Annotated in this window: 24 protein-coding genes and 3 pseudogenes; 17 read left to right on the top strand and 10 right to left on the bottom strand. The window is 68.2% G+C overall.

Annotation, left to right across the window (positions count from 1 at the left end):
* Positions 1–272: 272 nt before the first annotated feature.
* Positions 273–935 (bottom strand): annotated as a pseudogene (locus tag ACZ4U1_RS14930) (IS701 family transposase); the annotation flags it as partial.
* Between the two features lie 176 nt (positions 936–1,111).
* On the opposite strand from ACZ4U1_RS14930, the gene ACZ4U1_RS14925 reads away from it, so the two are divergent.
* Entirely contained in the window at positions 1,112–1,573 is a 462-nt protein-coding gene (locus ACZ4U1_RS14925) for a hypothetical protein (protein WP_467903332.1), read from the top strand.
* Positions 1,574–1,716: 143 nt separating this feature from the next.
* Here ACZ4U1_RS14925 and ACZ4U1_RS14920 read toward each other — a convergent pair whose 3' ends face one another.
* Positions 1,717–2,190: an ISL3 family transposase gene (locus tag ACZ4U1_RS14920; protein WP_467903331.1), complete on the bottom strand. Its 474-nt coding sequence runs from the start codon at positions 2,188–2,190 to the stop codon at positions 1,717–1,719.
* 384 nt (positions 2,191–2,574) lie between these two features.
* Between ACZ4U1_RS14920 and ACZ4U1_RS14915 the strand changes: the two genes are divergently transcribed.
* The 4 genes from ACZ4U1_RS14915 to ACZ4U1_RS14900 all read left to right on the top strand — a co-directional run bounded on the left by ACZ4U1_RS14915 (position 2,575) and on the right by ACZ4U1_RS14900 (position 5,710).
* Positions 2,575–3,042, top strand: a complete 468-nt coding sequence (locus ACZ4U1_RS14915) for an SUKH-3 domain-containing protein (protein ID WP_467903330.1) — start codon at positions 2,575–2,577, stop codon at positions 3,040–3,042.
* Positions 3,043–3,193: 151 nt separating this feature from the next.
* Positions 3,194–4,276: a tyrosine-type recombinase/integrase gene (locus ACZ4U1_RS14910; protein ID WP_467903329.1), complete on the top strand. Its 1,083-nt coding sequence runs from the start codon at positions 3,194–3,196 to the stop codon at positions 4,274–4,276.
* On the top strand, positions 4,266–5,174 hold the full coding sequence (locus ACZ4U1_RS14905; RefSeq protein WP_467903534.1) for a tyrosine-type recombinase/integrase: 909 nt from the start codon (positions 4,266–4,268) through the stop codon (positions 5,172–5,174). Before ACZ4U1_RS14910 ends, ACZ4U1_RS14905 begins: the two co-directional genes overlap by 11 nt.
* Before the next feature lie 44 nt (positions 5,175–5,218).
* The gene (locus ACZ4U1_RS14900) at positions 5,219–5,710 is read left to right on the top strand and encodes a hypothetical protein (RefSeq protein WP_467903328.1); all 492 of its coding nucleotides are present in this window, start codon (positions 5,219–5,221) and stop codon (positions 5,708–5,710) included.
* A gap of 40 nt (positions 5,711–5,750) precedes the next feature.
* On the opposite strand, the gene ACZ4U1_RS14895 is transcribed toward ACZ4U1_RS14900, so the two are convergent.
* Positions 5,751–6,128, bottom strand: a complete 378-nt coding sequence (locus tag ACZ4U1_RS14895) for a hypothetical protein (protein ID WP_467903327.1) — start codon at positions 6,126–6,128, stop codon at positions 5,751–5,753.
* Positions 6,129–6,473: 345 nt separating this feature from the next.
* Between ACZ4U1_RS14895 and ACZ4U1_RS14890 the strand changes: the two genes are divergently transcribed.
* The 4 genes and pseudogenes from ACZ4U1_RS14890 to coaD all read left to right on the top strand — a co-directional run bounded on the left by ACZ4U1_RS14890 (position 6,474) and on the right by coaD (position 8,924).
* On the top strand, positions 6,474–7,205 hold the full coding sequence (locus tag ACZ4U1_RS14890) for a dienelactone hydrolase family protein (protein ID WP_467903325.1): 732 nt from the start codon (positions 6,474–6,476) through the stop codon (positions 7,203–7,205).
* A gap of 170 nt (positions 7,206–7,375) precedes the next feature.
* Positions 7,376–7,547 (top strand): annotated as a pseudogene (locus ACZ4U1_RS14885) (transposase); the annotation flags it as partial.
* Positions 7,548–7,746: 199 nt separating this feature from the next.
* A complete protein-coding gene (locus tag ACZ4U1_RS14880) occupies positions 7,747–8,286 on the top strand; it encodes a DUF6817 domain-containing protein (RefSeq protein WP_467903323.1) in 540 nt (179 codons plus the stop codon).
* Between the two features lie 161 nt (positions 8,287–8,447).
* Complete coding sequence (gene coaD, locus ACZ4U1_RS14875; RefSeq protein ID WP_467903321.1) at positions 8,448–8,924, top strand: pantetheine-phosphate adenylyltransferase; 477 nt, start codon at positions 8,448–8,450, stop codon at positions 8,922–8,924.
* A gap of 390 nt (positions 8,925–9,314) precedes the next feature.
* Here coaD and ACZ4U1_RS14870 read toward each other — a convergent pair whose 3' ends face one another.
* The 3 genes from ACZ4U1_RS14870 to ACZ4U1_RS14860 all read right to left on the bottom strand — a co-directional run bounded on the left by ACZ4U1_RS14870 (position 9,315) and on the right by ACZ4U1_RS14860 (position 12,422).
* Positions 9,315–10,034 (bottom strand): ABC transporter permease, encoded by a 720-nt coding sequence (locus ACZ4U1_RS14870; RefSeq protein ID WP_467903320.1) that lies wholly within the window; start codon positions 10,032–10,034, stop codon positions 9,315–9,317.
* Positions 9,988–11,661, bottom strand: a complete 1,674-nt coding sequence (locus ACZ4U1_RS14865) for an ABC transporter permease (protein ID WP_467903318.1) — start codon at positions 11,659–11,661, stop codon at positions 9,988–9,990. Before ACZ4U1_RS14865 ends, ACZ4U1_RS14870 begins: the two co-directional genes overlap by 47 nt.
* Positions 11,662–11,729: 68 nt before the next feature.
* Positions 11,730–12,422: an ABC transporter ATP-binding protein gene (locus tag ACZ4U1_RS14860; RefSeq protein ID WP_467903317.1), complete on the bottom strand. Its 693-nt coding sequence runs from the start codon at positions 12,420–12,422 to the stop codon at positions 11,730–11,732.
* 220 nt (positions 12,423–12,642) lie between these two features.
* Between ACZ4U1_RS14860 and ACZ4U1_RS14855 the strand changes: the two genes are divergently transcribed.
* From ACZ4U1_RS14855 to ACZ4U1_RS14820, 8 genes and pseudogenes are all read left to right on the top strand, one after another.
* On the top strand, positions 12,643–13,941 hold the full coding sequence (locus ACZ4U1_RS14855) for a sensor histidine kinase (RefSeq protein WP_467903316.1): 1,299 nt from the start codon (positions 12,643–12,645) through the stop codon (positions 13,939–13,941).
* Positions 13,938–14,633: a response regulator gene (locus tag ACZ4U1_RS14850; RefSeq protein WP_467903315.1), complete on the top strand. Its 696-nt coding sequence runs from the start codon at positions 13,938–13,940 to the stop codon at positions 14,631–14,633. Before ACZ4U1_RS14855 ends, ACZ4U1_RS14850 begins: the two co-directional genes overlap by 4 nt.
* Before the next feature lie 169 nt (positions 14,634–14,802).
* Positions 14,803–15,534, top strand: coding sequence for an HAD family hydrolase (locus tag ACZ4U1_RS14845; protein WP_467903314.1), 732 nt, complete (start codon positions 14,803–14,805; stop codon positions 15,532–15,534).
* Complete coding sequence (locus ACZ4U1_RS14840) at positions 15,531–16,007, top strand: GNAT family N-acetyltransferase (protein ID WP_467903312.1); 477 nt, start codon at positions 15,531–15,533, stop codon at positions 16,005–16,007. Before ACZ4U1_RS14845 ends, ACZ4U1_RS14840 begins: the two co-directional genes overlap by 4 nt.
* Before the next feature lie 80 nt (positions 16,008–16,087).
* Positions 16,088–16,306: pseudogene (locus ACZ4U1_RS14835) on the top strand (transposase family protein); the annotation flags it as partial.
* Between the two features lie 66 nt (positions 16,307–16,372).
* Positions 16,373–17,014, top strand: a complete 642-nt coding sequence (locus ACZ4U1_RS14830) for a transposase family protein (protein WP_467903533.1) — start codon at positions 16,373–16,375, stop codon at positions 17,012–17,014.
* A 77-nt stretch (positions 17,015–17,091) separates the two neighbouring features.
* Complete coding sequence (locus ACZ4U1_RS14825; protein WP_467903311.1) at positions 17,092–17,532, top strand: GNAT family N-acetyltransferase; 441 nt, start codon at positions 17,092–17,094, stop codon at positions 17,530–17,532.
* 803 nt (positions 17,533–18,335) lie between these two features.
* Entirely contained in the window at positions 18,336–19,073 is a 738-nt protein-coding gene (locus ACZ4U1_RS14820) for a phosphotransferase (RefSeq protein ID WP_467903310.1), read from the top strand.
* Positions 19,074–19,321: 248 nt separating this feature from the next.
* Here the strand turns inward: ACZ4U1_RS14820 and ACZ4U1_RS14815 are convergent, their stop codons facing one another.
* The 4 genes from ACZ4U1_RS14815 to ACZ4U1_RS14800 form a co-directional block, all read right to left on the bottom strand.
* Positions 19,322–20,083 (bottom strand): endonuclease/exonuclease/phosphatase family protein, encoded by a 762-nt coding sequence (locus ACZ4U1_RS14815; RefSeq protein WP_467903309.1) that lies wholly within the window; start codon positions 20,081–20,083, stop codon positions 19,322–19,324.
* A gap of 193 nt (positions 20,084–20,276) precedes the next feature.
* Entirely contained in the window at positions 20,277–23,282 is a 3,006-nt protein-coding gene (locus ACZ4U1_RS14810) for a CHAT domain-containing protein (RefSeq protein WP_467903307.1), read from the bottom strand.
* Between the two features lie 20 nt (positions 23,283–23,302).
* Positions 23,303–24,187 carry a hypothetical protein gene (locus ACZ4U1_RS14805; protein ID WP_467903305.1) on the bottom strand — a complete coding sequence of 295 codons (885 nt, stop codon included), beginning with the start codon at positions 24,185–24,187 and terminating at the stop codon, positions 23,303–23,305.
* The gene (locus ACZ4U1_RS14800; protein ID WP_467903303.1) at positions 24,166–24,561 is read right to left on the bottom strand and encodes a hypothetical protein; all 396 of its coding nucleotides are present in this window, start codon (positions 24,559–24,561) and stop codon (positions 24,166–24,168) included. Before ACZ4U1_RS14800 ends, ACZ4U1_RS14805 begins: the two co-directional genes overlap by 22 nt.
* Between the last annotated feature and the right edge of the window lie 206 nt (positions 24,562–24,767).

The raw sequence follows: 24,767 nt of genomic DNA, 5'->3' as shown, positions 1-24,767 counted from the left end.
CAACAGCCACGGTAGGTCGTGATCCATTCCTGAAGGTGGGGGCCGAGGGCGGCCCAAGCACCCGGTACGTACGCGTTGTTTGTAGTGGCTGGTGCGGGCCTGGTGCAGTCGTCGTCGGCGCGCGGTCGACCAGTGCAGGGCGTGCTCGGCAGGTGTGGGTCGGCGGTCGGTGAGGCGGGTGATCAGCCGTCGTACCTCGGCGAGGCTGAGGTGGATGAGCTGGGGAGGATCCGTTTCTGCTGTGCCGGTGCCATCCGGGGTAGCGGCGGACTGTGCCGGCGGTCCTCGCGGTGCCAGGGCCTGACCTCAACGCGTGTCCAGTCGTAGATGCACCGGCCGTGGGTGCCGTCGCCGCAGGAACGGCGCTTCCCCTTCTGCCTCGGCAGACCGGGAAAGAGGTCGTGCACGGGGTGGTCGATGGCCCAGCGGGTGACGACGGTCGTGGCGGGTGGTGGCCATGACGTGGAAGACGTCGGCTTGCTCCAGCTCGGACCGTCAGCCGTTGGGCCGTAGGCGGCGTCCGCGGTCACCCACCGAAACGGGATCTTGTCCCCGATGGCGCGGCGGACCATCGCCTTGGCCATGCCACCTTCGTCTCGAAGACGACCGTGTCGTCGCAGCCGGCCCGGCGGCACCGTTCCCGGTCGCGTGTCCAGGAGGTGGGCAGATACAGAAGCCGGTCGATCAGCGTCCGGCCGTCAGGAGCCGCATCAGCGAGAAAGACGCCGATCCGGCAGTTCTCCGTCCGCCCGGCGGTCCCGGGGTAGGTACTGCCGTTGTACCCCCGCCGACCGCACCCCTTTCTTGAGGAAACCGGTGTCGTCCACGATCAGAACGGCGTCCCGGTCACCTAGGTTGGCGACGACATACTGACGTACATCATCGAGCACCTCATCGGTGTCCCGGTCGACCCGGTTCACCATCTGGTGGATGCGGTAGAGGTCGAGCTCCGCCCGGCTGGCTTTGTTCACGACAACCGGCTCTGGCACAACTTCTGTGAAGCAGTCACCGAGCATTGCGAGCCGGTGGGTGAACGCCTCGGCGGCCAAGGCAGGATTCGATCCGACCCCACCAGGTTAGGGTGCTGATTCACTAAGCGAAGGGATCCGACGTGCCCAACAGACCACGGCTGGAGGAAGCTCTCGACTTTCTGCGGGCCGAGCTGGCGACCGGACAGTCGGAGATGACCGAGTGGACCACTCGGAGTGCTTGGCTCGCCTTCGTGCGTTTCGGGCGGAGGCGCTTTGACACAGCGCCCACGCCCGACTCCGACGGCTTGCTCTGTCAATACGGCACGTACGCCTTCAGCGGGCGACCGATGTTCACTGTGGACCTCACCCGGCAGTTCGACGTCACCGACGATGACGACGAGCACGACCACCACGTGCAAGTTCACTGCGAACTCCGCTACGAGCCCGAACCAGACCTGGATGCCTTGGGAAACTTCGCCTCCTGGTTCTTCCACGATGCCGATGCGGACCTCGATGAGTGGTTCGCCGCCATGGAGGGGCGTCTCGCGCTGCTACTCGGTCGCAGGCCCTCCGAGATCGATCTGTACGAGGAGCCGGTATAGCTGTTCCGCTGTGGCCAGCTTCCAGCAGTTCGTGGACGGCAGCGTGCCGGGACCGGGTGCGGCCGGCGAAACGGTGCCCGGTTGGCCACGGTGAGCCGGACGGCTCATCGGCTGGGACAGCGTCGGCCACTGGTTGCGACGCCTCAGGGACGAGGACGCGCAGGCAGCGGCGGTGCTGGGCGACGGCGCGCTCGGCGGCCTCGCTTCAGGTTGTGCCACAGATGCCACCGGTCGGCGACCTGCACGGCCTGCGGTGCCCCGGCAACGGCACCCTCCGCGAAGAACGGGGCCCGGTCACGGCACACCACCTCGATCCCCGGCCGCTCGGCGAGCCACGCGGCCAGCGTCGAAGCCTCACGGTCAGGCAGGAGGTCCACCGGACGACACGTCTCGACGCCGACCAGCACCGTGCCGTGATTCCGCCCCTTGCGCGTTGCGTACTCGTCCATTCCCACCACCCTGGGGGACGGCGAGTCGGGCTCGGCAAGGGCCTCGACCAGCCGCAGGACCGTGCTCCGGCTGACCGGCACCCCGAAGACGCGGGACAGGCGGGCACCGGCCCGGCCGGCGAGCGCGAGACCAACAACTGAACCGGCGGACGCGTAGGGCAGCACCACACGGCGGCCCCCACTTGCCACATCTGCGGGAAATCGCAGGTAGGAACCATGAAGCCGGTTCGACGGGTCTCTACATCCGGGGCACTCAGCCCCTCCCGCCACAGATTACGCATCGACCCGAAAAACTCTTTTGTCCAAGACCGACCGACAGCACCACGACGTTGGCGATCGAAGGGAAGAGCAACTTGCGACAATCACTTCCGGGCAAGCTGCCGGCAGCCCTCCCAGCCGTCAGCCATCACTCACCGTGCACGGACCACAGAAGTTGAGCCGGAACCAGAAACGGTTCTGGCTCGCTTTCCGCGAAGTGATCACACACTGTTCAGGGACGTCGGCCGCTGAGATGATCACTACTCACCCATAGCTGAGGAGTCGGGACCCCATATGAACAGCTGGTCGCCAGAGGTAGATCAGGTGTTGGAGGCGTCGGGATGGACGCCTGGACGGAAGGTAGACACGGCCCGCTGGCGATCCATGTTCGAAGCAGTCGGCCTCGCCATGCACGGCGCTGCGGAAGCCTTCCTGCAAGAGTTCGGCGGTTTGACTGTGAACGTCAGCGGGCCAGGGGTCAGCTGTGCACGCACGCCGTTCGAGTTGGATCCCGAGCTGGCCTGGGGCGAGGAGGACCGATTCATGGAGTGGGGCGAAGCGATCGGGCGCCATCTCTACCCGCTTGGCGAACTGGACCACGGCCGGTTCTTCCTGGGCATCGATGAAGTGGGTGTGATCTATCTCGTCGAGACCTGGGTTGCCAGCTTCGGACCGATGCCTCACGCGATGGAGAACTTGGTTCTCGGCGTGGCACCTCGCCGTATTGATGAGGGGTACGAGCCAGCGGGACAGCCGTCCTGACGTGTCGGTCAGCTGTAGAGCAGTACTCGCTTTCGGAGGAGCGGGAATCCGGCTCGGCCGAACATCTGCCGTTTGAGCATCTTAAAAGTTACGTGGAATCTGTCCGGGGTGATCATGTCTTCCCGGTGCAACCACGGACTTGGGTGATGGCTTGAGCGGCACAACGGTGCTGACGGAGAAGTGGCCGGTACTTGGGCGGCACGAGCAGGCGGCGACCTGGCTGATGATGTGGACGGATCTTGGACGTGCGCCCCGCACGATCGATGCCTACGCCCGCGGACTGGCCGAGTACCTGGCGATGTGCGAACGGGAGAACGTCGAACCGGTCACCGCTAACCGCGCCCACATTGCAGCTTATGTGCGGGAGTTGACATCGCGGCCGCACCGCCGAGGGGTGAACGTGGTGGCAATCGACTCGGGGTCGGGACTGGCCAACGCCACCATCCAGCAGCGCCTGGTGCCGGTCCGCCTGTTCTACGACTTCCTCATGGAGGAGGGTCTGCGCGAGTCGAACCCGGTCGGCCGCGGCCGCTACTCCCCTGGGCGCCAGCAGGGCGGGCAGCAGCGCGGACTGGTTCCGCGGCTCACGAAGCTGCCATGGATCCCCAGCGAACAGCAGTGGCTGGGGATCCTGCAGGTCGCGCGAGAAGAGTCGGTCCGCAACCGTGTGATGCTGGCCCTGGCCTACGATGCCGCGCTGCGGCGAGAGGAACTGTGCTCGCTGCGGACAGATGACCTCGATCCGGCCCACCGGACGCTGAGGGTGCGGGCAGAGACGACGAAGAACCGGCTGGAGCGGGTGGTGCCGTACTCGGCGTCGACCGGCGTACTGATGTCGGCCTACCTCGCCCACCGGGCCACGATCAGCCGAGCCAGTGGGCCGCTGTTCCTGTCGGAATCCCGGACGTTTTTCAGGGACTGCCAGGAATGGGAGTGGCTGCCCCGCAGCTTCGACCCACTGCGCGCGCTGGCGATCCCTCGCAGCATCACAGCCCTCCTCGGCCCCAACCCGCGGGTGATCGCCGATGAGGTCTGGGCGAAACTTCTGTGGGCGGGTTTGAACCTGGAAGCTGCGGATCGCCCACAGTCCCAGGCCGGGCAGTTCTACCCCTTCGAACTGGTCCGCGCGGTCACACTGACCTGGTTGTTCTCCGGACAGCGCAGCAACGAAATCGCCCGATTGAGAGTGGGCTGCATCCGTTTGGCGGCACGACGGCACCCCCATTGCCGGTGACTCCCAGCAGGTCCTGGCCCGCGACACTGTCTGCCTCCTCGACGTCCCGCCCCACAAGACCGGCACCGCCTTCACCAAGCCGGTCGACCCGATCCTCGGCCAGGCCGTCGACGCCTGGCAGGCCGTCCGCCCGGATCAGCCGGAGTTCACCGACCGCCGCACCGGCGAGCGCGTCGACCTGTTGTTCGCCATCCGGGCCCGCCGCGTCTCCACGCACTACATCAACAACACGATCATCCCGATGCACTGCCGCAAGGCCGGAGTCCCGGACGCCGACGTGCGCGGGAACATCACCAGCCACCGGGCCCGGTCCACCATCGCCAGCCAGCTCTACAACGCCAAGGAACCGATGACGCTGTGCGAACTGCAGGCCTGGCTCGGACACCGATCGCCGCAATCCACCCAGTACTACGCGAAGATCACACCCAACACCCTCTCCAAGGCCTACTCCGAAGCTGGCTACTTCGAGCGCAACGTGCGCACCATCGAGGTCCTGGTCGACCGCGACGCCGTCGCCTCCGGCGCCGCCGCGACCGGTGAGCCTTGGCAGCACTACGACCTCGGCCACGGCTACTGCAGCTACACCTTCTTCGAGCAATGCCAGCACCGCATGGCCTGCGCACGCTGCGACTTCTACAGCCCCAAGGAGTCCACTCCATCCCAACTCCTCGAAGCCAAAGGCAACTTGCAGAGGATGGCCGTGTCCATCCCGCTGACCGACGATGAGCAAGCAACCGTCGACGACGGCCAGGCGGCCCTGGACCGCCTACTCGACCGCCTCGCCGACACACCCACCCCGGTCGGTCCGACACCACGCGAACTGGACCTGCCGGCGACAGCCCGTCTTCTGCCGCTCGTAGACGTCCGACAGGGCGGGGCAGGCACCGCACCGCGCTGATATCGGAGTGCGCACAGGCCCAAGAGAGTGACACAGTCACTGCCGTGACCTTGATGAACGTGCTCGTCGACTTCGCCCGAACCGGCCGGATCGGCCCTCTTCACTGCGGGATGCCCCTGACCGAGGCTGAAGACCTGCTCGGCCCGGGGCGCCCGCACCCCGCCCACATCATGAAGGGGCTCGATATCGACGGCTACCCCTACTCCTGGGACGGGCTGCGACTGGTGGTCACGCAGCGGGCCGTCAGCGGCATCTGGATCAACCTCTGGCCTGGTTCGACCGCCAAACTCCCACCGCTCGTCCTGCCCGATTCCGAGTCATTCGAGGCCACCGTGCTCCGCGAGGAACTGATCACTGCCCTCGACACAGCAGGCTGCCACCACGAGGTCAACCCTGTCCTGACCTTCGGCAAGCAGTCGAGCATCATCACCCAGCCGGCCGAGGTCTGCGCTGTGTTTAGCCTGCCTGGCCGGAACCACCACGTTCCGCACCACGATCGGCACTACCTCGACGTGATGCACAAGCACACGGTTTGACATCGCTGATTCCACAGAATGATCCGGTTGACGTGCCCCTCTACGACGCCCGAGTTCCAGGGCAGGGTGAGAACGGCGATGACAGCGTCGCGGTCGCGATCGATACCGGCGGCGAGGTGTGGAGCCCGCGCAGGTTGTCGTTGCGGGCGGCGTCGAGCCACTCGGGCAGCCGCTGGCCTTGCCGCTCGGTGAAGGCCTCGGCGAAGGACCGGACGTGTCCGGTGAGTGCATCCAGTTCGGGGCAGTGGATGAGGACGGCCTTGAGGCGGAGCTGTTCCGCCTCGGTGAGGATGTCGAGGTGGCGGAGGATCCAGCCGACGACCGTGCGAGGTGAAGGCGGCGGTGCAGTGACCGGATCTGTCGAAGGACGCTTAGCGCGGAAGAGTTCCCGAAGGTCGATCCGAACGTCAGCCGTCACTCAGCCTGCGCGCTTCACGGAAAGCGAGCCAGAACCTGAGAAGCGACAGCGCCCCCAGCGCCCCAGCGGGCCCCCGCTGTCGCAGGGTCTCGCCTGGGGAAGCCGTTATGAGGCCCAAGTAGCTCTGGGTAATGCTTCCGCGCCGTGGCATCCGGTCACGGAGCCCGGGCGATAACCCGTTGGCGGACCACGGCGACCACTGCTACCTTTCCGGAAGCCGTGCGAGAGAACGAGGAGGTGGTACCCGTGAACGCAGTATCGACATGGGTGCTCTCCTCCGGGGTCACGGTCGGGCGATAGGTCGTCCGGGAGCGCCGTTCAAGAGCCCTCCCGAAAGGCACGACTATGCAATTCACTTCTGAGCAGCGCCTCGACGACGGTGTCCTCGAACGCGAATTCACCCTTGGCGATATCCCCGGCATCCTCTGGACGCCCGAGTCCGTATCCGCACCGGCGCCGCTGATCCTGCTCGGACACCCCGGCGGACTGAACAAGATGTACCCCCGACTGGTGGCCCGGGCCCGGCACTCCGCGGCGGAGGGCTTCGCCACGGCAACCATCGAGCTCCCCGGAAGCGGTGACCGGCCCCGGTCCGCCGCCGCCGAGCAGGCCCGCGCCGACCTGCGCCGGGCGCTGGAGGCCGGTGAGCCGGTCGACGAGGGGATCGTGGACCGGCTCGTCCTCCCGCTGGTCGAAAAGGCGGTCCCGGAATGGCAGGCCGCCCTGGACGCCCTCCTGTCGCTGCCCGAGATCGGCGGCCCGGTCGGCTACTCGGGGGGAGTGATCTCCATCGGGATCCGGCTGGCGGTAGTCGAGCCGCGCATCTCGGCCGCCGTTCTGTTCGCCGGGAGTTTCGTGCCTCGCGCCATGTTCGAGGAGGCCCGGCAGGTCACCATTCCGCTGCACGTCCTGCTGCAGTGGGACGACGAAGGGAACGACCGGCAGGCGGCCCTGGACCTGTTCGACGCTTTCGGCTCCAAGGAGAAGACGCTGCACGCCAATCTGGGCGGGCACACGGGCGTCCCGCAGTTCGCGGGGGACGCCGCGGCCCAGTTCTTCATCCGGCACCTGAAGTGAGGCCGGGCCGTCAGGCCGCCAGCAGACGGTAAGCCGCTTTGGCCAGGATGCTACTCATCGAGGGCAGGTCCCGGCGCTCCTCTGCCGTGTGTGCCGCGGGCCCCTGCCCACTCGGCAGGGGCCCGCGCTGCTCGCTGAACAGTTCCGCCACGGACTACGTGTATGTCTGGGCCGACGGCTACCGGGGGTCGGCGGAGGCGTCGGCCCGGTTCGCTGCGGGGCTGCGCCCGCCGGGGCATGCGCGCCCCGGCACTGGCCGTCGGCGACGGCGCGCTCGGCTTCTGGAAGGCCCTGGCCGAGGTGTTCACCGCCGCCCGGGAGCAGAGGTGCTGGGTACATAAGCTGATCAAGTCTGCCCAGGCCCGCTGGCGGGACCTCAATGGCGCCCGCCCTTGTCCCGCTCGTCCGAGCCGGAGCACGCTTCGAACGCGGCCTGTTGGTCGAACACGGCGAGGCGATCGCAGCCTGATCGGCAGTTTTCCGCCCTACTATCAGGGGCGGTTCAGATCAGACGGCGATCGTTCGGACAGGTGATGCTGAGATGACCGCAGAAGCACTGGCGATCTTGCAAGCGGCAGGAGCCGAACGGATCGATCACCCCGGCGGAACACTGCTGGAACACTTGCAGCGAGTCAGCGCCCTTCTCGCCTCGTGGGGTGCTCGCTCTGCGTTGGTGTCGGCTGGGCTGTGTCACGCGTTCTACGGGACCGACGGGTTCCCGGTCGCGCTGCTGGACCTAGGGCGTCGAGCGGAGCTGGTCGAGGTGATCGGCGTCGAGGCCGAAGCACTCGTCTACTTCTACGCTTCCTGCGACCGCAAGTCCTCCTATCGCGGACTGGCCGATACCTCAGGCACGTTCGTCGACCGGTTCACCGGCACACAGCTGCGTCCAAGCCTCGAAGCGCGCCGGGACTTCGCCGAACTCACCGCCGCCAACGAGCTGGACATCGCCGCCATCAGCCCAGAGGCCCGCATACGCTACGGCGCGGACTTACTCGACCTGTTCACTCGATGGAGGCCGCTGCTGTCCGAGCCGGCCTGGGCGCACTGCCGCAGTGTGCTGGACCAGACGGAGCACTGACCGTTCCGACACTCAGCGCGTGTCCCACGCGGCCGGGATCTGCGTGTCACGTTGCGGTTGTCCCGCCCCGCTGGACGTTCTCCATGTCACGCTTGATCTTGGTGGTTTGGCTGCCCTGACACTTCACCGCCGGGGGCGACCGCTTGTTACTCTTTTCGATCATGCGAGCCCTCTTCCCAGGATCCTTCGACCCGGTCACTCAAGGGCACCAGGACGTACTCCGGCGCGCTGCCCTCCTGTTCGACGAGGTCGTCGTGTGCGTGATGTTCAATCCGAACAAGACCGGCCGCTTGCCCATCACAGAACGGCTGGACCGGCTCCGCGCGGCAGCAACCGGCTTGAGCAACGTCACGGTCGACTCCCACACCGGTGGCCTGCTGGTTGACTACTGCCGCCAAGTCGGAATCGACGTCGTCATCCGCGGAGTCCGCGGCGTTCGCGACCTGGACTACGAAATGCCGATGGCTCGCATGAACCATGAGCTGGCCGGAGTCGAAACGTTCTTCATCGCTGCCGACCCCGACCTGGCCCACATCTCCTCCACCCTCGTCACCGCGGTGAGTCGACAGGACCGTGTCCCGAATGATGGTGTGAGCGAGCTTCTTCCAGCAGGTGGGGGCGGCAGCGAGGGTTCCTGAGACGCGCCCTGCGGGGTGAGGTGTACGAGCCGTTGTAACAGCAGAGGGCCGCAGCGAGGCCCATGCCGACCAGCAGGTGCCCAACCCCCATCCGATGGACGCGTAGCCATACCGGACAAAGAGATCAATTGTCCGCCCACAGCGAGATGAACTGACCGCTCACCCCAATGTCCAGGAGGCGGGATCGGGCCGGACGGGATGGGGCCGCTCGCCGAGCCGAACCGCCGACGATACCCCGCACCGCCTCCCACTGCCGGCCGCCATCCCAGCCTTCCGCGTCCCTCAGAAGAGGACCTGCCTGGACAGGGCCCGGGCACCTGGGCCTGTACGGGCGACCCGACCGGCGCCGACCTGGCGGGTCCGCCCCGGCAGCTCGCGCCCGGCCGGACGCTACTCGGTGCGCAGCGCCGTGGCCGTACGCGCCCTGGCTGCCCAGCCGGCCGGGACCAGCGCGCCCAGTACCGCCATCACGACCCCGCCCAGCCCCAGCAGGAGCAGTTGGACAGGCTCGTACACATCGAGGACCGGCAAGGGCAGACGCGTGCCTACGGCTCGCCCCATCACCGGCATGACGAGGCCGTGCAGTGCGTAGCCCGCCGGCACGCCGATCAGCCCGCCGATCACGCCGATCGCGGTCACCGAGGCGAGCACGAGGCTCATGGTCTGCCGCGGCGACATGCCGATCGCCTTGCAGACGCCCAGGTCGTGGATGCGTTCCCGGGTGTCCAGGACCACGGAGTTGAGTACGCCGAGGCCGGCCACCAGGACCAGCATCAAGGTGAGCAGCACCGCCATCGCGGACATGATGAGGATGACGCCCTCCTGCCCCGAGGGGGCGTTGGTCGTGGCGTCGCCGGCCAGCGGCCGTATGACCGCGGCGAGGTTCTGGGCGTACTCGTCGGCGGAGAGGCCGGACTTCACCTCGACGAGGAAGACACTGGGTACGGCCGACCTGAAGTTGGCCATGTCCGCGTGGATCTCCAGCCCGCTGCCCGAGGTGTCGAAGGACTCGCCCACAATCCGCAGGTTCGCGGTCTCCTCCTCGTAGGTCACCCGCACCGTGTCACCGATCGTGGTGCTGGTCCTTTCCAGGAAGCGCGTGGGCACCACGACCTGCCCCGTACCGGTGATCCAATGCCCGGACGTGATCGCGTAGCTGCCGGAGCGCGAATCGCCCTCGTAGAGGCTGGCCTGAACCGAACCTGCGATTCCGGCCACGGCGACCTCGGTCCGGGTCTTGCCGTAGTACGACGCCGTGCCCGCCTGTGCCTTGATGGCAGACCGTACCTTCGCCGGGTCGGCAACCTTGGGTTCGGAGGGGCTTGCCACGCTGCCACCTGCGGGGGGGCGGGCTTGCCACCCTGCCCATCGCGGGAGGAGGCGGAGGGGGAGCGACGTTGTTCAGCTTGGTGGTCGTGACCGTGACCGCGGAACGGCTCTCGGGGTCCTGCGAGGTGCCGACCACGGTAAGGGAGGAGGTCAGCCCTACGGCGAAGGTTGCTGCGACCGTACCGAACGCCACCGCGAGCAGCATGGCGAGGGTACGGACCGGATGCGTGAAGGGGGTGGCGAGACCGTAGGTCACTGGTCGCGGCAGCGGCAGCAGCCCCATCGCCCGGTGCGCCCACCGGCCACGCCCCGTGCGCGGCGACCGGCCGACCGCGATGGCTTCGACCGTACGCAGTCTCCCGGCCCGCAGTGCGGGAATCAGCGCCGCGAGCCCCACGATGACCAGGGTGGCGGCCGGCACCGTGACGTCCACCCACCAGGCCACCGAAAGCGAGACGGTTCCGTATACCGCCTCGGTGTCCGCCAGCAGAGGTACGGCCAGGAGGTTTCCCAGGACGACCCCCAGGGCGGTGCCGGCACCGGCCGGAATCAGCGCCTGGGCGACGTAGGCGCGTACGACCTCGCGTGGGGTGAAGCCGATGGCCTTGAGAATGCCGATTCTGCGCAGGCTGGTGCCGACCGCACCACTGATCACACTGCTGACGATGATCACCGACATCACGATGCCGAGCACGCCGAAAGCCGTCACGAACGGGACGGTCGCCGCCGCACCCTGATCAGCGGTGCGTTTGGTGTCCAGCCAGGACTGGGTACCCAGCAGCGCCCCGGGGCCCACGCAGGCGGCGAGCTTCTTCCGGTCGGCGAGGATCTGCTCCTTCGTGCTCGCGCGGTCGAAGCGGTAGAGCATCTGACGCGTGACCGGGTTGCCCTGCGACGCCAGCGCGTCGACCTGCGCGGGAGTCGCCCAGGAGTCGGCGCTCTTCCCGGCCGACACAGCGAAGCCGACGATCGACAGGGTGGGCGCGCTCGTGGTGTCCGAGGCCTTCAGAGTGGCGCCGATCCCGATGGCGGGCCCCTCGAACGACGCGGCGAGCACGATTTCGCCCGGCTTCCGCGCCCATCGGCCGGACTTCAGATCCACCCGGTCCACGTCGCCACCCGGACCGGACCGCCCGACCAGGGTCAGCGTCGGCAATCGGAAGCCCGTCTGATCCACCGGGCGGAACACCGTGGACGGGTACGGCCCCGCACTCGCGGTGACGCCGGCCGACTTCTCCGTCTCCGCCAGCTGCGCCGCACTCGCCTCGGCCGGATCGAACTGGGCGGTGATGTGCGCACCTTGCTGCTTGTCGAAGGCGTGGTCGAAGGGCGCGGCCGCGACGGCCATCAGCGACCCGGCGACGACCGCCGAGGCCACGGCCATCATCGTGGCCACGGCGATCACCACTGTCTGCACCCGCCGCCGGCCCACCCCGGAGCGTACGACCCGGGCCATCGCGCCGGTACCGAACAGGCTCATCGGACAGCTTGCGCGTACGAGTCGAGGGCTACGTGACCGTCGACCAGGTGAAGAGCGCGGCTCGCGCATGCCTGTGCCAGCGTCAGGTCGTGCGTCACCAGCACGATGGTCTGTCCGGCGCGGTGCAGATCCATCAGCAGATCGCGGACGTCGTGGCCCGAGGCGGTGTCGAGCGCACCGGTGGGCTCGTCGGCGAGCAGCAGCGCGGGCCGGTTGACCAGGGCCCGAGCGACCGCGACCCGTTGGCGTTCACCTCCGGACAGTCGGCCCGGGTAGGCGCGGGCATGCTTCTGGATGCCCAGCATCTCCATGAGCTCACCCGCGCGGGCCGCGCCCTCGCGCCGACTGGTCCCGGTCAGCTGGGCCGGGAGCTGGATGTTGTCGGTGACGGTGAGGTCGTCGAGAAGATTGAAGAACTGGAAGACCATGCCGATGTGCTCGCGCCGGAAGGTGGCGAGGGCGTGCTCGCTCAACCGGTCGAGCCGTCGCCCGGCCACGGTGACAGCGCCATCGGTCGGCCTGTCCAGTCCGGCGACGAGGTTCAACAGCGTGGACTTGCCGCTGCCGGAAGGGCCCGTCACGGCGACGGCCTCACCCTTGGCGACGCTGAGCGTGAGCGGTCCGAGCACCGGTGCGCCGGCGCTGTCGTAGCGCTTCACCACACCCTCCAGTTCGATCACTTGATGCATATGAGTTGTCCGTCCTTGCGGTCGCGAGAGGCACATGCCGTTACCGGTCCTGCGAACCTAGAGGCGCCGCGTATCGGGCGCGTCGGCCGCGGAACCGACATCAGGTCCTTCCTGCGGAGGGTTCGGCCGCGGAGTCCTACCTGAGGAGTAGGCCTCTGGGGGAACGCCCTGGCCGGACAGGTGGACGCGGGCCGGGCGGAGAGCGCAGCACAATGCACGGATGGAGAGGGAAGACCGGCGTAGCCGGTATCAGCAACTCGTCGACGCGCTGCGCCCGGAGGCGAAGGCCGCTCCGCTGTCCCGGCGAGCGGTGCGCGCCGATGTGGTGCTGGCGTTGGTACTGACCGTCATCGCCCTGTTCGTGGCGGTGCGCTATCCCGGTGACGGGCCGGTGAACCTCAACCCCCCTACGGTGGACACCGGGACCGGGATCCCGGCCCCTCCCCCGCCGCCCGACCCTGCTCACGTGCCCGTGGAGGAAGAACCCTCCTCCGTGCCCTGGGCCCTGGTCGTCCTGTCGACGCTGCCGCTGGCGGTCCGGCGCCGGTATCCGTTGACCCTGTTCGTGGTGGTGCTGGGCGCAGCGCTGGCCATCGGCAGCTCCGCCTCGTGGATCACGGTCCTGGCCTGTGTCATCGGCGCCTACACCGCCGTCGTGTACAGCCGTTACCGGATAATGGCGATCGCCGTCCTGGTGATCGCCGCCGCGTTGTCCGGTCTCGCTTTCCGCAACGCGGAACCCATGCTCCCCGGATGGTCCAGCCCGGGATTCGTGCTCCTGGTGGCAGGGATGCTGGCCAGCCTCGTCCGCTTCCTGCACCTTCGGCTGGCGGCCAGCCGAGATCGGGTGACACAACTGCGGGCCGCTCAGGAGGAGGCCACGCGCCGCGCCGTCGAGGAGGAACGTGCCCGCATTGCCGCCGAACTGCACGACGTCGTGACCCACAATGTGAGCGTGATGGTGATCCAGGCCGGCGCGGCCCGCACAGTGATGGACATGGCGCCCGAGCAGTCGAAGGAGGCACTGCTGGCCGTCGAGGCGGGTGGGCGGGCCGCCATGGCCGAACTCCGCCACGTGATGGGCCTGCTGGCCGCCCCGGACCACGACAGGCCCGACGGCCTGGAGCCCCAGCCGGGGCTCGCACAGCTCGACGCGCTCGTCGCACGCGTACGCGCCGCCGGTACGCCCGTGAGCGTCCGGGTGTCGCTGCCGCCGGATCCGCTGCCACCGGGGGTGGACCTCGCGGCGTATCGCGTCGTACAGGAGGCGCTGACCAACACGATCAAGCATGCGCGCGGCGCGCAGGCGTCCGTCACCATTGGCTACACCGACACCTGCCTGGAGATCGAGATCACCGACACCGGCGGCGCCACGGACTCCCCGCCGGGGCGGAGCAACGGCCGTGGCCACATGGGGCTGCGCGAGCGGTTGGCCGTCTACAAGGGCGAGCTGACGGCCGGACCGACACCGACCGGCGGCTACCGGGTGACGGCCCGTATCCCACGGAGCACCATATGACCACGGACCGGCCGCCACTGCGCGCCGTCATCGCCGACGATCAAGCCCTGGTACGCACCGGCTTCAAGATGATCCTGGCCGCGGACGGCATCGAAGTGACGGCCGAGGCCGCCGACGGGGCCGAGGCCGTCGCAGCGGTTCGCCGTACACGGCCCGACGTCGTCCTCATGGACATCCGGATGCCGCAGATGGACGGCATCGAAGCCACCAGGCGCATCATCGGCGACCCCGACCCGACCCACACGCGGGTCATCATCCTCACCACATACGACCTCGACCACTACGTCTACGCCGCGCTCACGGCCGGCGCCAGCGGCTTCCTGCTCAAGGACGTCACCCCCGAACACCTGGTATCCGCCCTACGCCTGGTGCAGACCGGCGACGCTCTCCTCGCGCCCACGATCACTCGTCGGCTCATCGAACGCTTCGCCCGTCACGACGAACCACAGACCATCGCCCCCCACCGCGATCTGTCCAGCCTGACCCCGCGCGAACTCGAGGTGCTCAGCCTCCTCGCGAGGGGCCTCAGCAACGCCGAACTCGCCTCCCGGCTGTTCCTCAGCCCGACCACGGTCAAGAGCCACGTCGGCCGGATCCTGTCCAAGCTGGACCTGCGCGACCGCGTCCAGGCCGTCGTCTTCGCCTACGAGACGGGCCTGATCGCCCCGGGCCGGGGGCGCCTGGACGGTTGATTCCAGGGCCAGTGGTCGTAGCCGGTCGGTGACCGGATGACTAACGACCCCGGGGTTAATTGAGGTCCGGACGTGCTGGCCTGCCGCGATATAGGCCTCGCTACATGTAGCCAGTGTTCAGGAAGTGGCCCTGGCGTCGAACGCGATGACATAGGCAGGATCGTGAGTCATGCGTGCAGTTGTGTTCGATATGGATGGGACGCTTTTGGATAGCGTCCCCACGGTGTCCCGCGCGTACGCCGAAGCGATTCGCTCGCTCGGCGGCCCGCCGGTCTCGCCGGATGAAGTGGTCGCCGGCTGGCATGTCGGCCACACAGAGCTGGTTCTCGCACACTTCCTCGGCCGCACCTGTGGCCCCGCCGAGGTCGAGCGGTTCCACGCTTACCTGGATCCGGCCGTCGCCGAGCTGCGGCCGTTCCCCGGCATACCGGCCCTGCTCGACGAAGTCGCCGCTGCGGGCATGCGGCTGGGCGTATTCACGGCGGCCACCCGGCGAGTGGCTTCGAGCATGCTCGCTGCCGCCGGAATCAACGCGCGATTTGGCGTGGTCATCGCAGGCGACGAAGTCGGCAGGCCCAAGCCGGCGCCGGACGGGTTGTTGCTGGCACTGCGGCAGCTCGGGGTTCCGGCCGAGGCAACTGCCTATGTGGGTGACGCTGAAGTGGACCTCGACTGTGCCAACGCCGCGGGAACGCTGGGAGTGCACGCCAGGTGGGGTGCACGGGCCGGTGTCCGTGCCGGGGCTCACCCGGTCGCGGCGCGTCCGTACGACGTGCTCAGCCTACTGGTGGCGCTACGCAGGCGTACGGGCGACGGCACGGCCCGCCAGGGCGGCTCCGGGACAGTGTCCCGCAGATCGGCAGATCAGGTGAGGCTCGCGAGTGAGGACAGGCAGTCGTGATCACCATTGGTTCGTTGCGCGAGGAGGACCGCGCCGCCTGGGAAGCGCTGGCGCGCGGTTACAAGGCGTTCTACCGCACCATGGTGCCGGACGAGGGCTACGAGCAGACTTGGCAGCGGCTATGGGGCGGCACCGAGTTCCACGGCATCGGCGCTTGGTCGCAAGGGAAGCTGGTCGGCATCGCGCACTACCTGTTCCACCCGACGTTCTGGATGGAAGACAGCTGCTACCTCCAGGATCTCTTCGTCGACGAGGCTGCACGCGGCCGAGGCGTGGCGCGGATGCTGATCGAGAAGGTGGCCGATGCATCGCGGGAGCAGGGGGCATCCCGCTTCTACTGGACCACTCAGGAGGACAACATCGCCGCCCGCGCACTGTACGACAAGGTGGCGAGCTTCAAGGGGTTCATACGCTACGACTACCCCATTGGCTTGCGACCTGGGGGAAGTGCTGGCGGGGCCGGTCAGCAGTGACGTGAGAACGGCCGTGCGGGTTAGATGAGTTGTGAAGCTGACCTGGGCCCGCACGGCCTGCTCCCATCCTGCTCTGTCCGGTGTCTCCCGCGCACACTTGGGCGAATTGTTCGCCGAACCCGCCGACCGTGGGAGGCGGCCCGACAGTCCACGCTGCGCGTGGCGCGGGGTGGTGTACGCAAGCGGGCGGTGGGGCAGGACGCAAGCCGAAGCTGGTTCTTTACGACAGGCTGCTTCTCACGCTGGTACACCTGCGCCATCAACTACCGCACGCGGTCCTGGCCGAACTCTTCGATATCGACCGCTCAACCGCCTCGGCGGCGATCCCGCAGGTCCGCCCGCTGCTCGCGGCACGCGGCTTCGCGGTGCCCGACCGGCCCGGGGTACGACTGCGGACGCTGGCCGACGTCTTCGCCTACGCCGAGGCCGAGGCCGTCGAACTGCGGCTCGACGGAGCTGAGACGCAGGTCAGGCGCCCACAGACGGGCCGCCCCGGACGCCGTGCCTTCGTCTCTGGCAAGCGGAAGCAGAACACGATCAAGACCACCACGTTCAGCGACGGACAGGGCCGGATGCTGCTGTCCGGGGTCGTACGGCCCGGCCGGATGCACGACCAGACCGCCGTGCGCACTGAGGGCATCGCCGAGCAGTTCCGGCTCCACCCATCGGTGAAGTCCCAGGCCGACGCCGGGTATGCCGGGCCGGCCAAAGAGTTCCCCGACCAGGTCACCGCCCCGCCGAGGAAGCCGAAGGACGACGGGTGCGACGGCGACAAGCGGGCCTGGCAAGAGGCACGGCGGCGACAGTCCTCCGCGCGGATCTGCATCGAGCACACCAACGCCGAGCTGCGGCAATGGGCGCCCCTGCGACGCTTCACCGGATCCCGTGACACCTACGCCGAGACCCATCTGGCGATCGCCAGCCTGGTCTCCGACCGCTCCGCGCGGCGCCCCACCCCCCGCCGGACCAGCACCGAACTCGTCCTCGTCCGCGACAGAGCCAGCTGATCACACCAGCCGAACCGTCAGGCCCGCACGTCCAGACCACAATTTCCCCCGCGGTTGTAAGCGATGGCGGGGAAGCCGTGCCTGCGCGACACTTTCAGATCGTTCGAGCCGATGAGTGGGACTCAGGCTCGGCCTTTGCCTTCGCTGTCGTCGATGGCATGGACAACGTGCTGGGCAACGTTGCGGTCAGTGCGGTGAACCAGCACCATCGGACCGGGTGGGTGTCGTATCGGACCACGGCCGCTGCCCGGCGCCGTGGCGTCGCATCGCGGGCTTGCCGGTCGCCGGCCCGCTGGTCCTTCGACGAAGTCGGACTGTTCCGGCTGGAGTCGGGCCACCGGGTCAACAACCCGGCCTCCTGCAAGGTGGCCCAGGCTGCGGGCTTCGCGGCGGAAGGGATCGAGCGCCGGGAACTGGAGTACGACGGTGTCCGCTACGACGTCGAACGTCACTCACGGCTGGCCACAGACGAAGAACCCCCAGGGGGCTCACCGGGGCATGACCGAGCGAGTCCGTGACAGAGCGAACCGACCCCAAACCCCTCTCCACACCGCATGGCGCACCCACCCTCGCCCCGCCAGTGCGCCAACTCCTTGGAACCCGACAGTCAGGGCGTGGCGACACCACGGTGATCTACGGCAGCCTTCTCGAAGCCGCTCACCGTGTCGGGCAGTGCCCTGCATCATCTCGACGACCCGCTGCCCGTTCAGGCCATGACATCCATGGAGAGTGACACTGCCAGGCTGTACGGTGCCGCTGCCGGCGGTCTGCCGGCACAGCCGTTCGATCACATGACGAAACCGCCCACCCACTCCCCCGCGGCGGGCGGCCTGCCTTCGGTGTGCAGAGTTCAAGGTCGGCGGCGGCGCACTGTAGGCGTCCTGGGCCGCTGGACGACACCGGTGTGGCACCGGCGGCGGGATTCGAACCCGCGTTACCCGCTTGAGAGGCGAAGTAGCCGCAGCCTGCGCACCTGCACAGCAAGGACCGTAACGGGGACCGGGCCCCTTGCGCACCCGAGTTTCCCGGCAGTCGACTGCCCCGGCTGAGCCGCGGTATGTGGTGCTGCGCCAAGCTCTCACGGCTCATCACGGACCGGCCACGACGTCCTCACCGGTCGCCTGCCGACACAGCTCCCCTACGCTACTCGGTCCCTGAGCGGGGGCCTGTGGGAGCGCGCGCCGGCCTCGGGTGAGTGGGCCTCCGCGAACTTGAGGCCGTAGGTCTGCTGGTGTCATCCGGCGGAGTCGCCTCGGGGGGCGGATCAAGCGGCAGGATAAGTCAATGGCAGTTCGAGCTGACGATCGGGCAGGGTGGACGGATGCCTGAGTCGCCCTTGCCTGGAGGTTTCGTCAATGCGGTCGTTCGTGTCGGGGACACGGTGCGCCGTCCAGCCTCGGCACGCACGAGGTTCGTGGGTGATGTACTGAGGTTGCTTGAAGCCCGTGGCTGGAGTGGTGCTCCGCGATATCTCGGTGTGGACGACGAGGGCCGTGAAGTCCTCAGTTACCTCGAGGGGCATGTGGCATGGGAGCGGCGACAACCTGCTGCTGTCTCATCCGACGAGAGTCTGGCGGCGGTCGCCCGGCTCGTGCGTGAGTTCCACGACCTGACGGCCGGCACTCCACTGGCCGGTGACCAAGAGGTCGTGTGTCACAACGACCTGTCGCCCAAGAACACGGTCTATCAGCTGTGCGGGGGCGAGCTTCGTCCAGTGGCATTCATCGACTGGGACCTTGCTGCGCCGGGCGCGCGGATCCATGACCTCGCTCATGTCTGCTGGCAGTACCTCGATCTGGGCCCTTCGGTCACCGACGTCGAGGAGGTGGGCCGGCGCATGAGGCTGATCGTCGACAGCTACGAGTTGTCGGACCGGCGACGTCTCGTGTCCACGATCTTGTGGTGGCAGGACCGGTGCTGGCGAGGCATCGAGTCCCAGGCTGATGCGGGTGACACCGCCATGGCCCGGCTTCGTGAGGCTGGGGCGGTGAGGCGAGTTCGGACGGCTTATCAGTGGGTTTCCGATCACCGGGGTGCACTGGAACGCTCAGTGCAGTAAGCGCGTGACCATCCCTTCGACCCGCGACTACAAGTTGGCGGAGGCTCAGTGACCGACCCGGCACAGCCCGCAGGCGTCCGCGTCCCCGCCGTACTCCCCCGGCTCATGCGGGAGGCGGCCACCCTGGCCGGAGAACGTCTCCCGCAGCGGCCATGCCCTGCGCAGACGTCGAGTCCCCCGATCACACAACAGGCGCCAAGGCCGCAAGCGTTCAAGGATCGGGGGCCCGGAGCCCCCGGGGCCCATGGCTACGCGGCGGGCACCCGCACAGCGGCCAGCACCGGTAGGTGATCCGTGGCTGCCCGGAGGTCTCCTTCCTCGACCCCGCAGAGCCCCATCGGCACCCCGCACCCGAGGACCTGAACGCCCTCCGTCACGAAAATCGCGTCGATCCGCTGCAGTGGATCGCCCAGCCGGGTGGTGTGCTCACGCCCCCACGGCTTTGTCGCCCAGCCGTCCTGCAGGGCATCCGCGAGCAGGCCGAAGGTGCGGCCGTCGGGCCGGTCGTTGAGGTCGCCCGCGGCGACGGCGTACGGCGCCTCCAGGGCGGACAACCGGTCGAGGAGCATGTGGCCTTGCTCATAGCGCTCCTGATCATCGATGCTCAGGTGACAGCTGAGCACCCCGAGCCGGGCCCGGCCGAACCGCAGCACGGCAGTCGCGAAGCCACGCTGGTGCAGACCGGGGGTACGGGGCAGCAGGATGTCCTGCGTGCGCTCCACGTGGGCGCGGAGCGAGGAGAGGATCATGGGGCCGGAGGCGGTGGCGCCGCCCGAGACGTACACGAGTCCGGCGGAACCGGCGAGGCCGGCGGCGGCCTGGCGCCAGCGGAAGAACCGCCGCGCCTCCTGAACGCAGACGATGTCGGGCTGACAGGCCCGGATCACCCGGGCGAGGGCGGCGACGTCGTCGCGCATGGAGCGGATGTTGTAACTGAGCACGCGCACCACCACGGAGCCGTCGGGCTCCGTCGCCGACTTGGGCAGATCCTGCACACTTCCCCTCTCCACGCGACGGCACGATATGAAATGGCGGTGGCCGGCAGTGCGGAGTCCGCCCTCGCCCTGGCGTGATCACGGTTCCATTGAACGACCGGCGCGCTGTCCACGCCAGGACGCGCCGCATTTGGCAAGCAGCGGGCGAGCTGGCCCACTGCCAACAAACCCCCCATCCGGTCGGACGGCCCACTACCGCGGAGCCGGGTCAGGGGCCCGTGTGGAGGTGGGACGCCCACAGGTCGGGCCTGTCGGGGTGGGAACGGCGGATTTCTGAGACGGCTGTGTGAAGGGCCTGGGCGGCGTAGTCGGGACCGTGAGCGGCGATGAGAGTGTAGAAGCGGTCGGCGACGTCGGATGCGGCCTGATCGTTCACGGGCCAGAGGGTGCCGACGACATGGCGGAAACCTGCCACCTGGAAGGCAGCGGTCATGTGCATCGCTTCATCGGCCCTGATGAACAGGACGTCGCTCGTGGCGCAGGCCGACAGGTAGGCGAGATCGGCGTCAAGACGAACCGGCAGGTCTCTCGGGGTCAGTGGCTGGTCGTGGAGCAACAGGCGGCTGAGAGTGGGCTCGCGTGTGTCGGCTTGCGCGTGGCAGGCGAAGTGGACGATCCGGGTGTGGGGCAGGGCAGACAGTACGGCGCCGCGGCTGGCCTGCTCGTTGTGCAGGACCGAGGCATCGAGCAATCGGACAAGGCTGTTCACCTCGGAAGCAGCGCCCGGCAGGGAGGCTTGGCCGGGCGTTCTGCTCATGGCGACGACAAGGGCCTTTCCCGGTGGAGCCGGGGTGGGGTGGGCGGCGGGCATGGCGCGGACAGTGGGCAGGTAGGAGGACACGGTTCTGGCCATGACGGAATCATGGCCGTCGCCCGCAGCGTGCAGGGGAAAGAGCGACAGGATGCCTACGGGGCACCACCACAGGCGGGGGCCGTTCCAGCCCATGGCGGTCAGGGCTTCGATCACGGGGCGGGCGACCGTGTGCCAGAGCCAGGTGAGGATGTCGAGGACCTCGTCACATGCCTGGGAGGTGAGGGCCTCCTGGAGAGCTTTGTGCCGTGCCCTGGCCTCGTCGAAGGTGAGCCCTGGTAGGGAGACGGGGTGGACCCCCGAGGGAGTGACCAGAAGGGCAAGTCCCCCGGTCTCGACTGCGCTGACCGTCACTATGGGTCCGCGTACGGTGTTGCGGCAGAGGTCACGGGCCGTGATTTCCGGAGTGTCGCGCAAGGCGTCGGCGAGGATGCCTCGCGCCTTCTCGAGGAGTTCCAGGGCACGGTCGGGACGGTGGGCCGCGACCGCGGCGTCGGCCGCTTTCGCGCCCAGGCCGGAGTGGACGCCCAGCAGGAACTCACGGTCCTCGTAGTACCTGCTGCGCATGGCGATGTGGGGAAGCAGTTCGACGGCTGCCTCGAGGGCCCGCAGTCGTTCGGTCGGATTCACCGGGGGAAGCGAAGCCAGCTCGGCCTGTTCCAGGGTGATCTGCATCCGTGTTCTCGGCGACAGACCGGGAAGGCTGAGGGCCTCGGTGAGCGTCGCTTTCGCCCGGTGCAGAGCGGCCGCGTCGGGGATGCGGCGGAATTGCAGTCGGCGGGCGGCGGTGAGGTCCAGGAGGACGTCCGCCCGTCGGCCGGCGGGGGCGAGCTCCAAAGCGCGTTCGCCCCAGGTGACGGACTCGTCGAGGTCGGCGCTGTCACCCGTCACCTCGTACCATTGCCATAGGGCCGTGGCGAGCAACGCGTGCGGGAGGTAGTCGTCGGGTGCGCTTGCGGCGGCGCTTCGGAACAGGTGTATCGCCTCGGGCATGGCGTCCCGCTCGCGGTGAGACGAAAAGCGTGTGAAGCAGACGTTGCCGAGACCGCACAGGAATCGGGAGCGACGTCTGTCGTTCGCCGCCAGTAGGTCGACGGCCGCTCGGCCGTTGGTGGTGGCGTCGTCCAGGTGTCCGAGCGATCCCGTCCGCCGGTACCAGTGCATCTGGATCTGGCTGAGCTGATACAGGGCGTCGGCTCGCGCGGCTTCGTCTTCGTCGGGAGTTTTCCGTACCACGCGTTCCCTCAGTACGAGGGCCCTGTGGAGGCGCTCGGTGTCTACCGAGCGTCGAAAGTGCGCGAATTCGATGTCGGAGCTGAGAGCGGTGAGCCGAATCTCGCGGGGAAGACACATGGCGGCCTCGGACACCGCTGCGGTGGCTTTGTCGAGATCGTCGGCAGAGTGTGCTTGCCTGTGGCGCTGTAAGTACAGCGTGGCGAGATGCCATTCGAGGAGCGGGTAGTCCTTGTGGTCTCGTTCGACCAGCGCCTCGGCCTGTTCGGCTGCGGCTATCGCCGCGTTCAGGACGTCGGGGTCTTTGGCGGTGACGAACCACATGGAGAGGGCGCGTGAGAGGGTCAGCAGCCGGGTCGGCTGCTCAGGGTCGGGGAGCGAGACGGACTCCTGCAGGAAGGTGAGGGCGCGCCCCAAATCCGCGCTGTGGGGATCACGGAGGAACCGCTGATACAGCTTCTCGCCGAACGAGAACAAGAGGTGGCGACCAGTCGGATCCCCCGCCGAGGCGAACGAGGCCAATTCCTCGGCGCACTGGAGTGCGGCCTCGCTGTCCGCCACGTTGCCGGTCGCCTCGTACCGTTCCTCGAACGCCAGGAGGAGCTCGAGCAGGGTGGCGAACCGCTTCCGGCGGCCTGGCGGGGCGAGGCGTTTTCGCGCCACGGCGACGGCTCGGTCGAGTTCGGCGGTGTCTCCGCGCCGGGCGGCGAGCAGGCGGACCGCCCTCAGCAGGGTGGTCTCACGCTCGCCCCTCCTCGGGTGGCCGTCCTGGGTGGCCATGAGGATGCGCCGCCAGGCGAACACAGCACGCTCGGCCGGCTCGGGATCGGGTGAGTCGCGGGCGTCTCGACGCAGAAGTTCCGCCTCACAGACGCCGTAGTCGGCGAGAAAGGGGAGCATGTCCGGTGGCAACGCCATTTCGCTGTACAGCAGGCAGGGAGTGAGCGCCATGACTGCCAGGCGCATGTCGGTCGGCTCGTGTGCCGCCAGGTAGCGGTAGAAGGAGAAGACCCCGAGCACAAAGGACGGTTCGGGGCTTTCGCCGTCCCACTCCCGCCAGGCGTCGGAGAGATGGCCCGACATGCCGTCCGCGAGCGTGTGGCCCAAGTCGTCGGTCGCGTGGACCCGTTCGATACAGGCTGCGAGTTCCTGCAGCGCACGAGAATCCATCAGGTTGGCCCCCCTGGCGTCTATACCGCGCCCAGCGCTCGCTGGCGGCGGACGACGGCGACGAATGCCTGGCCCCCGAGGAAGAACGCGGGTGTCAGGACGGTGATGACGATCGGCTGAGGTATCGGAAGGAACAAGGTGATCGCCCCCAGACCGAGGCTCACGGCCGAGGTGAGCGAGGTCGGGGTGAGCGGGGCCGAGGTGACCCAACGGCGCCGGACGAGGGAGAGCAGGCAGATGAGCAGACACACTGCGCATGCCCCGAGTACAGGCCATCCGTGCCAGATGACGGGCGCGGTTGCCGCCGTTGTGGTGGCGAGCAGCACGGCCAGATGGAGCCCGGCCTCGCGCCGATTGCCGCGATCGAGGAAGACGGCCCTGAACAGCCAGGCGAACTCGCCGGCGACGCCTGTCGCACAGACGGCGAGGACCACCCAGCGGGCGCCGGTGAGATGGCCTCGCGGCACGCAGGCGACGGATAGTCCGGTGAGCAGAGCGATGATCCCGGCGTGGTAGAAGCCGCGCGCCGCGGTCGCCCACCGGTGGGCCTGCACCAGGTGACTCTGCTGCATACCGAGCAGGAACCGGCTCGGAACGCCGTCCGTCTGTTCGCCGGGGAACCACTGCAGAAGGTCCCCCGGCGTGCACATGTAGCGTCGGGTCCATGCCGTCGCCTGGACGGTCGCGATCTGCAGCAGGCCGGCCGCGACGAACAAGGCCAGCGACGCGTCCGGCCACCGGCTGACGGCTACGGGGCCTGGGACCGACGACTGCAGCGCCAGCACCGCCAGTGTGAAGCTGCCTCCGGCGAGCAACGGGGCGGCTACCCCACCGACCGACTGAATGCTCTCCAGGTAGCCCATCGGCACGGGCGGCCGCCAGCTCACGTTCGCGCCCTCGGGCATTCTTCCGTGTGATCGCCGTCCACTCCGCCGCAGGAACAGTAGTAACCGCGCCCGGCGACTCCCCGTTCAGCCGGTGTCTCCCGCTCGAAGGTGATCCTGGGTGACGGAAGGGCCAGCGCGTCCGCCACCGCGGTCCCGACGGCGATCAGGTCGGCCGTGTCAGGAACCGCGATCAACAGCCGGACGTCACCCGGCTCCAGGCCGGTCACGGCGACCAGCTCGGCGCCGAACGGTGCGAGCGCGGCACCGATCAGCGCCGTATCGGGTCGTTCGGTCTGTTCCCACACCCCGCGTAACCGCAGTACCAGTTCTTCATGCACAAGGCCATCATGCCCACCCTGCGTCCCCATCACTGCCGGTTCGGGCCATCCCACCCGGGGGCACCCTCAAGTTGAGCACCCTTGATCTCGCAGTACCAGGAACGGTTGCGTGAGCGATTCCTCTCCGTATCCGAGACCCTCCGCCACCTCCCTGGCATCCGCTCTGGAGCGCGCGATATCCCATCGGCGGTCTGCTCGGCATCGGAGCGAGGAGGCCGGCCAGAAGGGGGTGGCGCAGGGTGCGTGCGAAGGGTTCGAAG

It is taken from the genome of Streptomyces sp. NPDC028928, from assembly GCF_055564915.1.
This window is presented reverse-complemented; position numbering and strand designations above follow the sequence as displayed.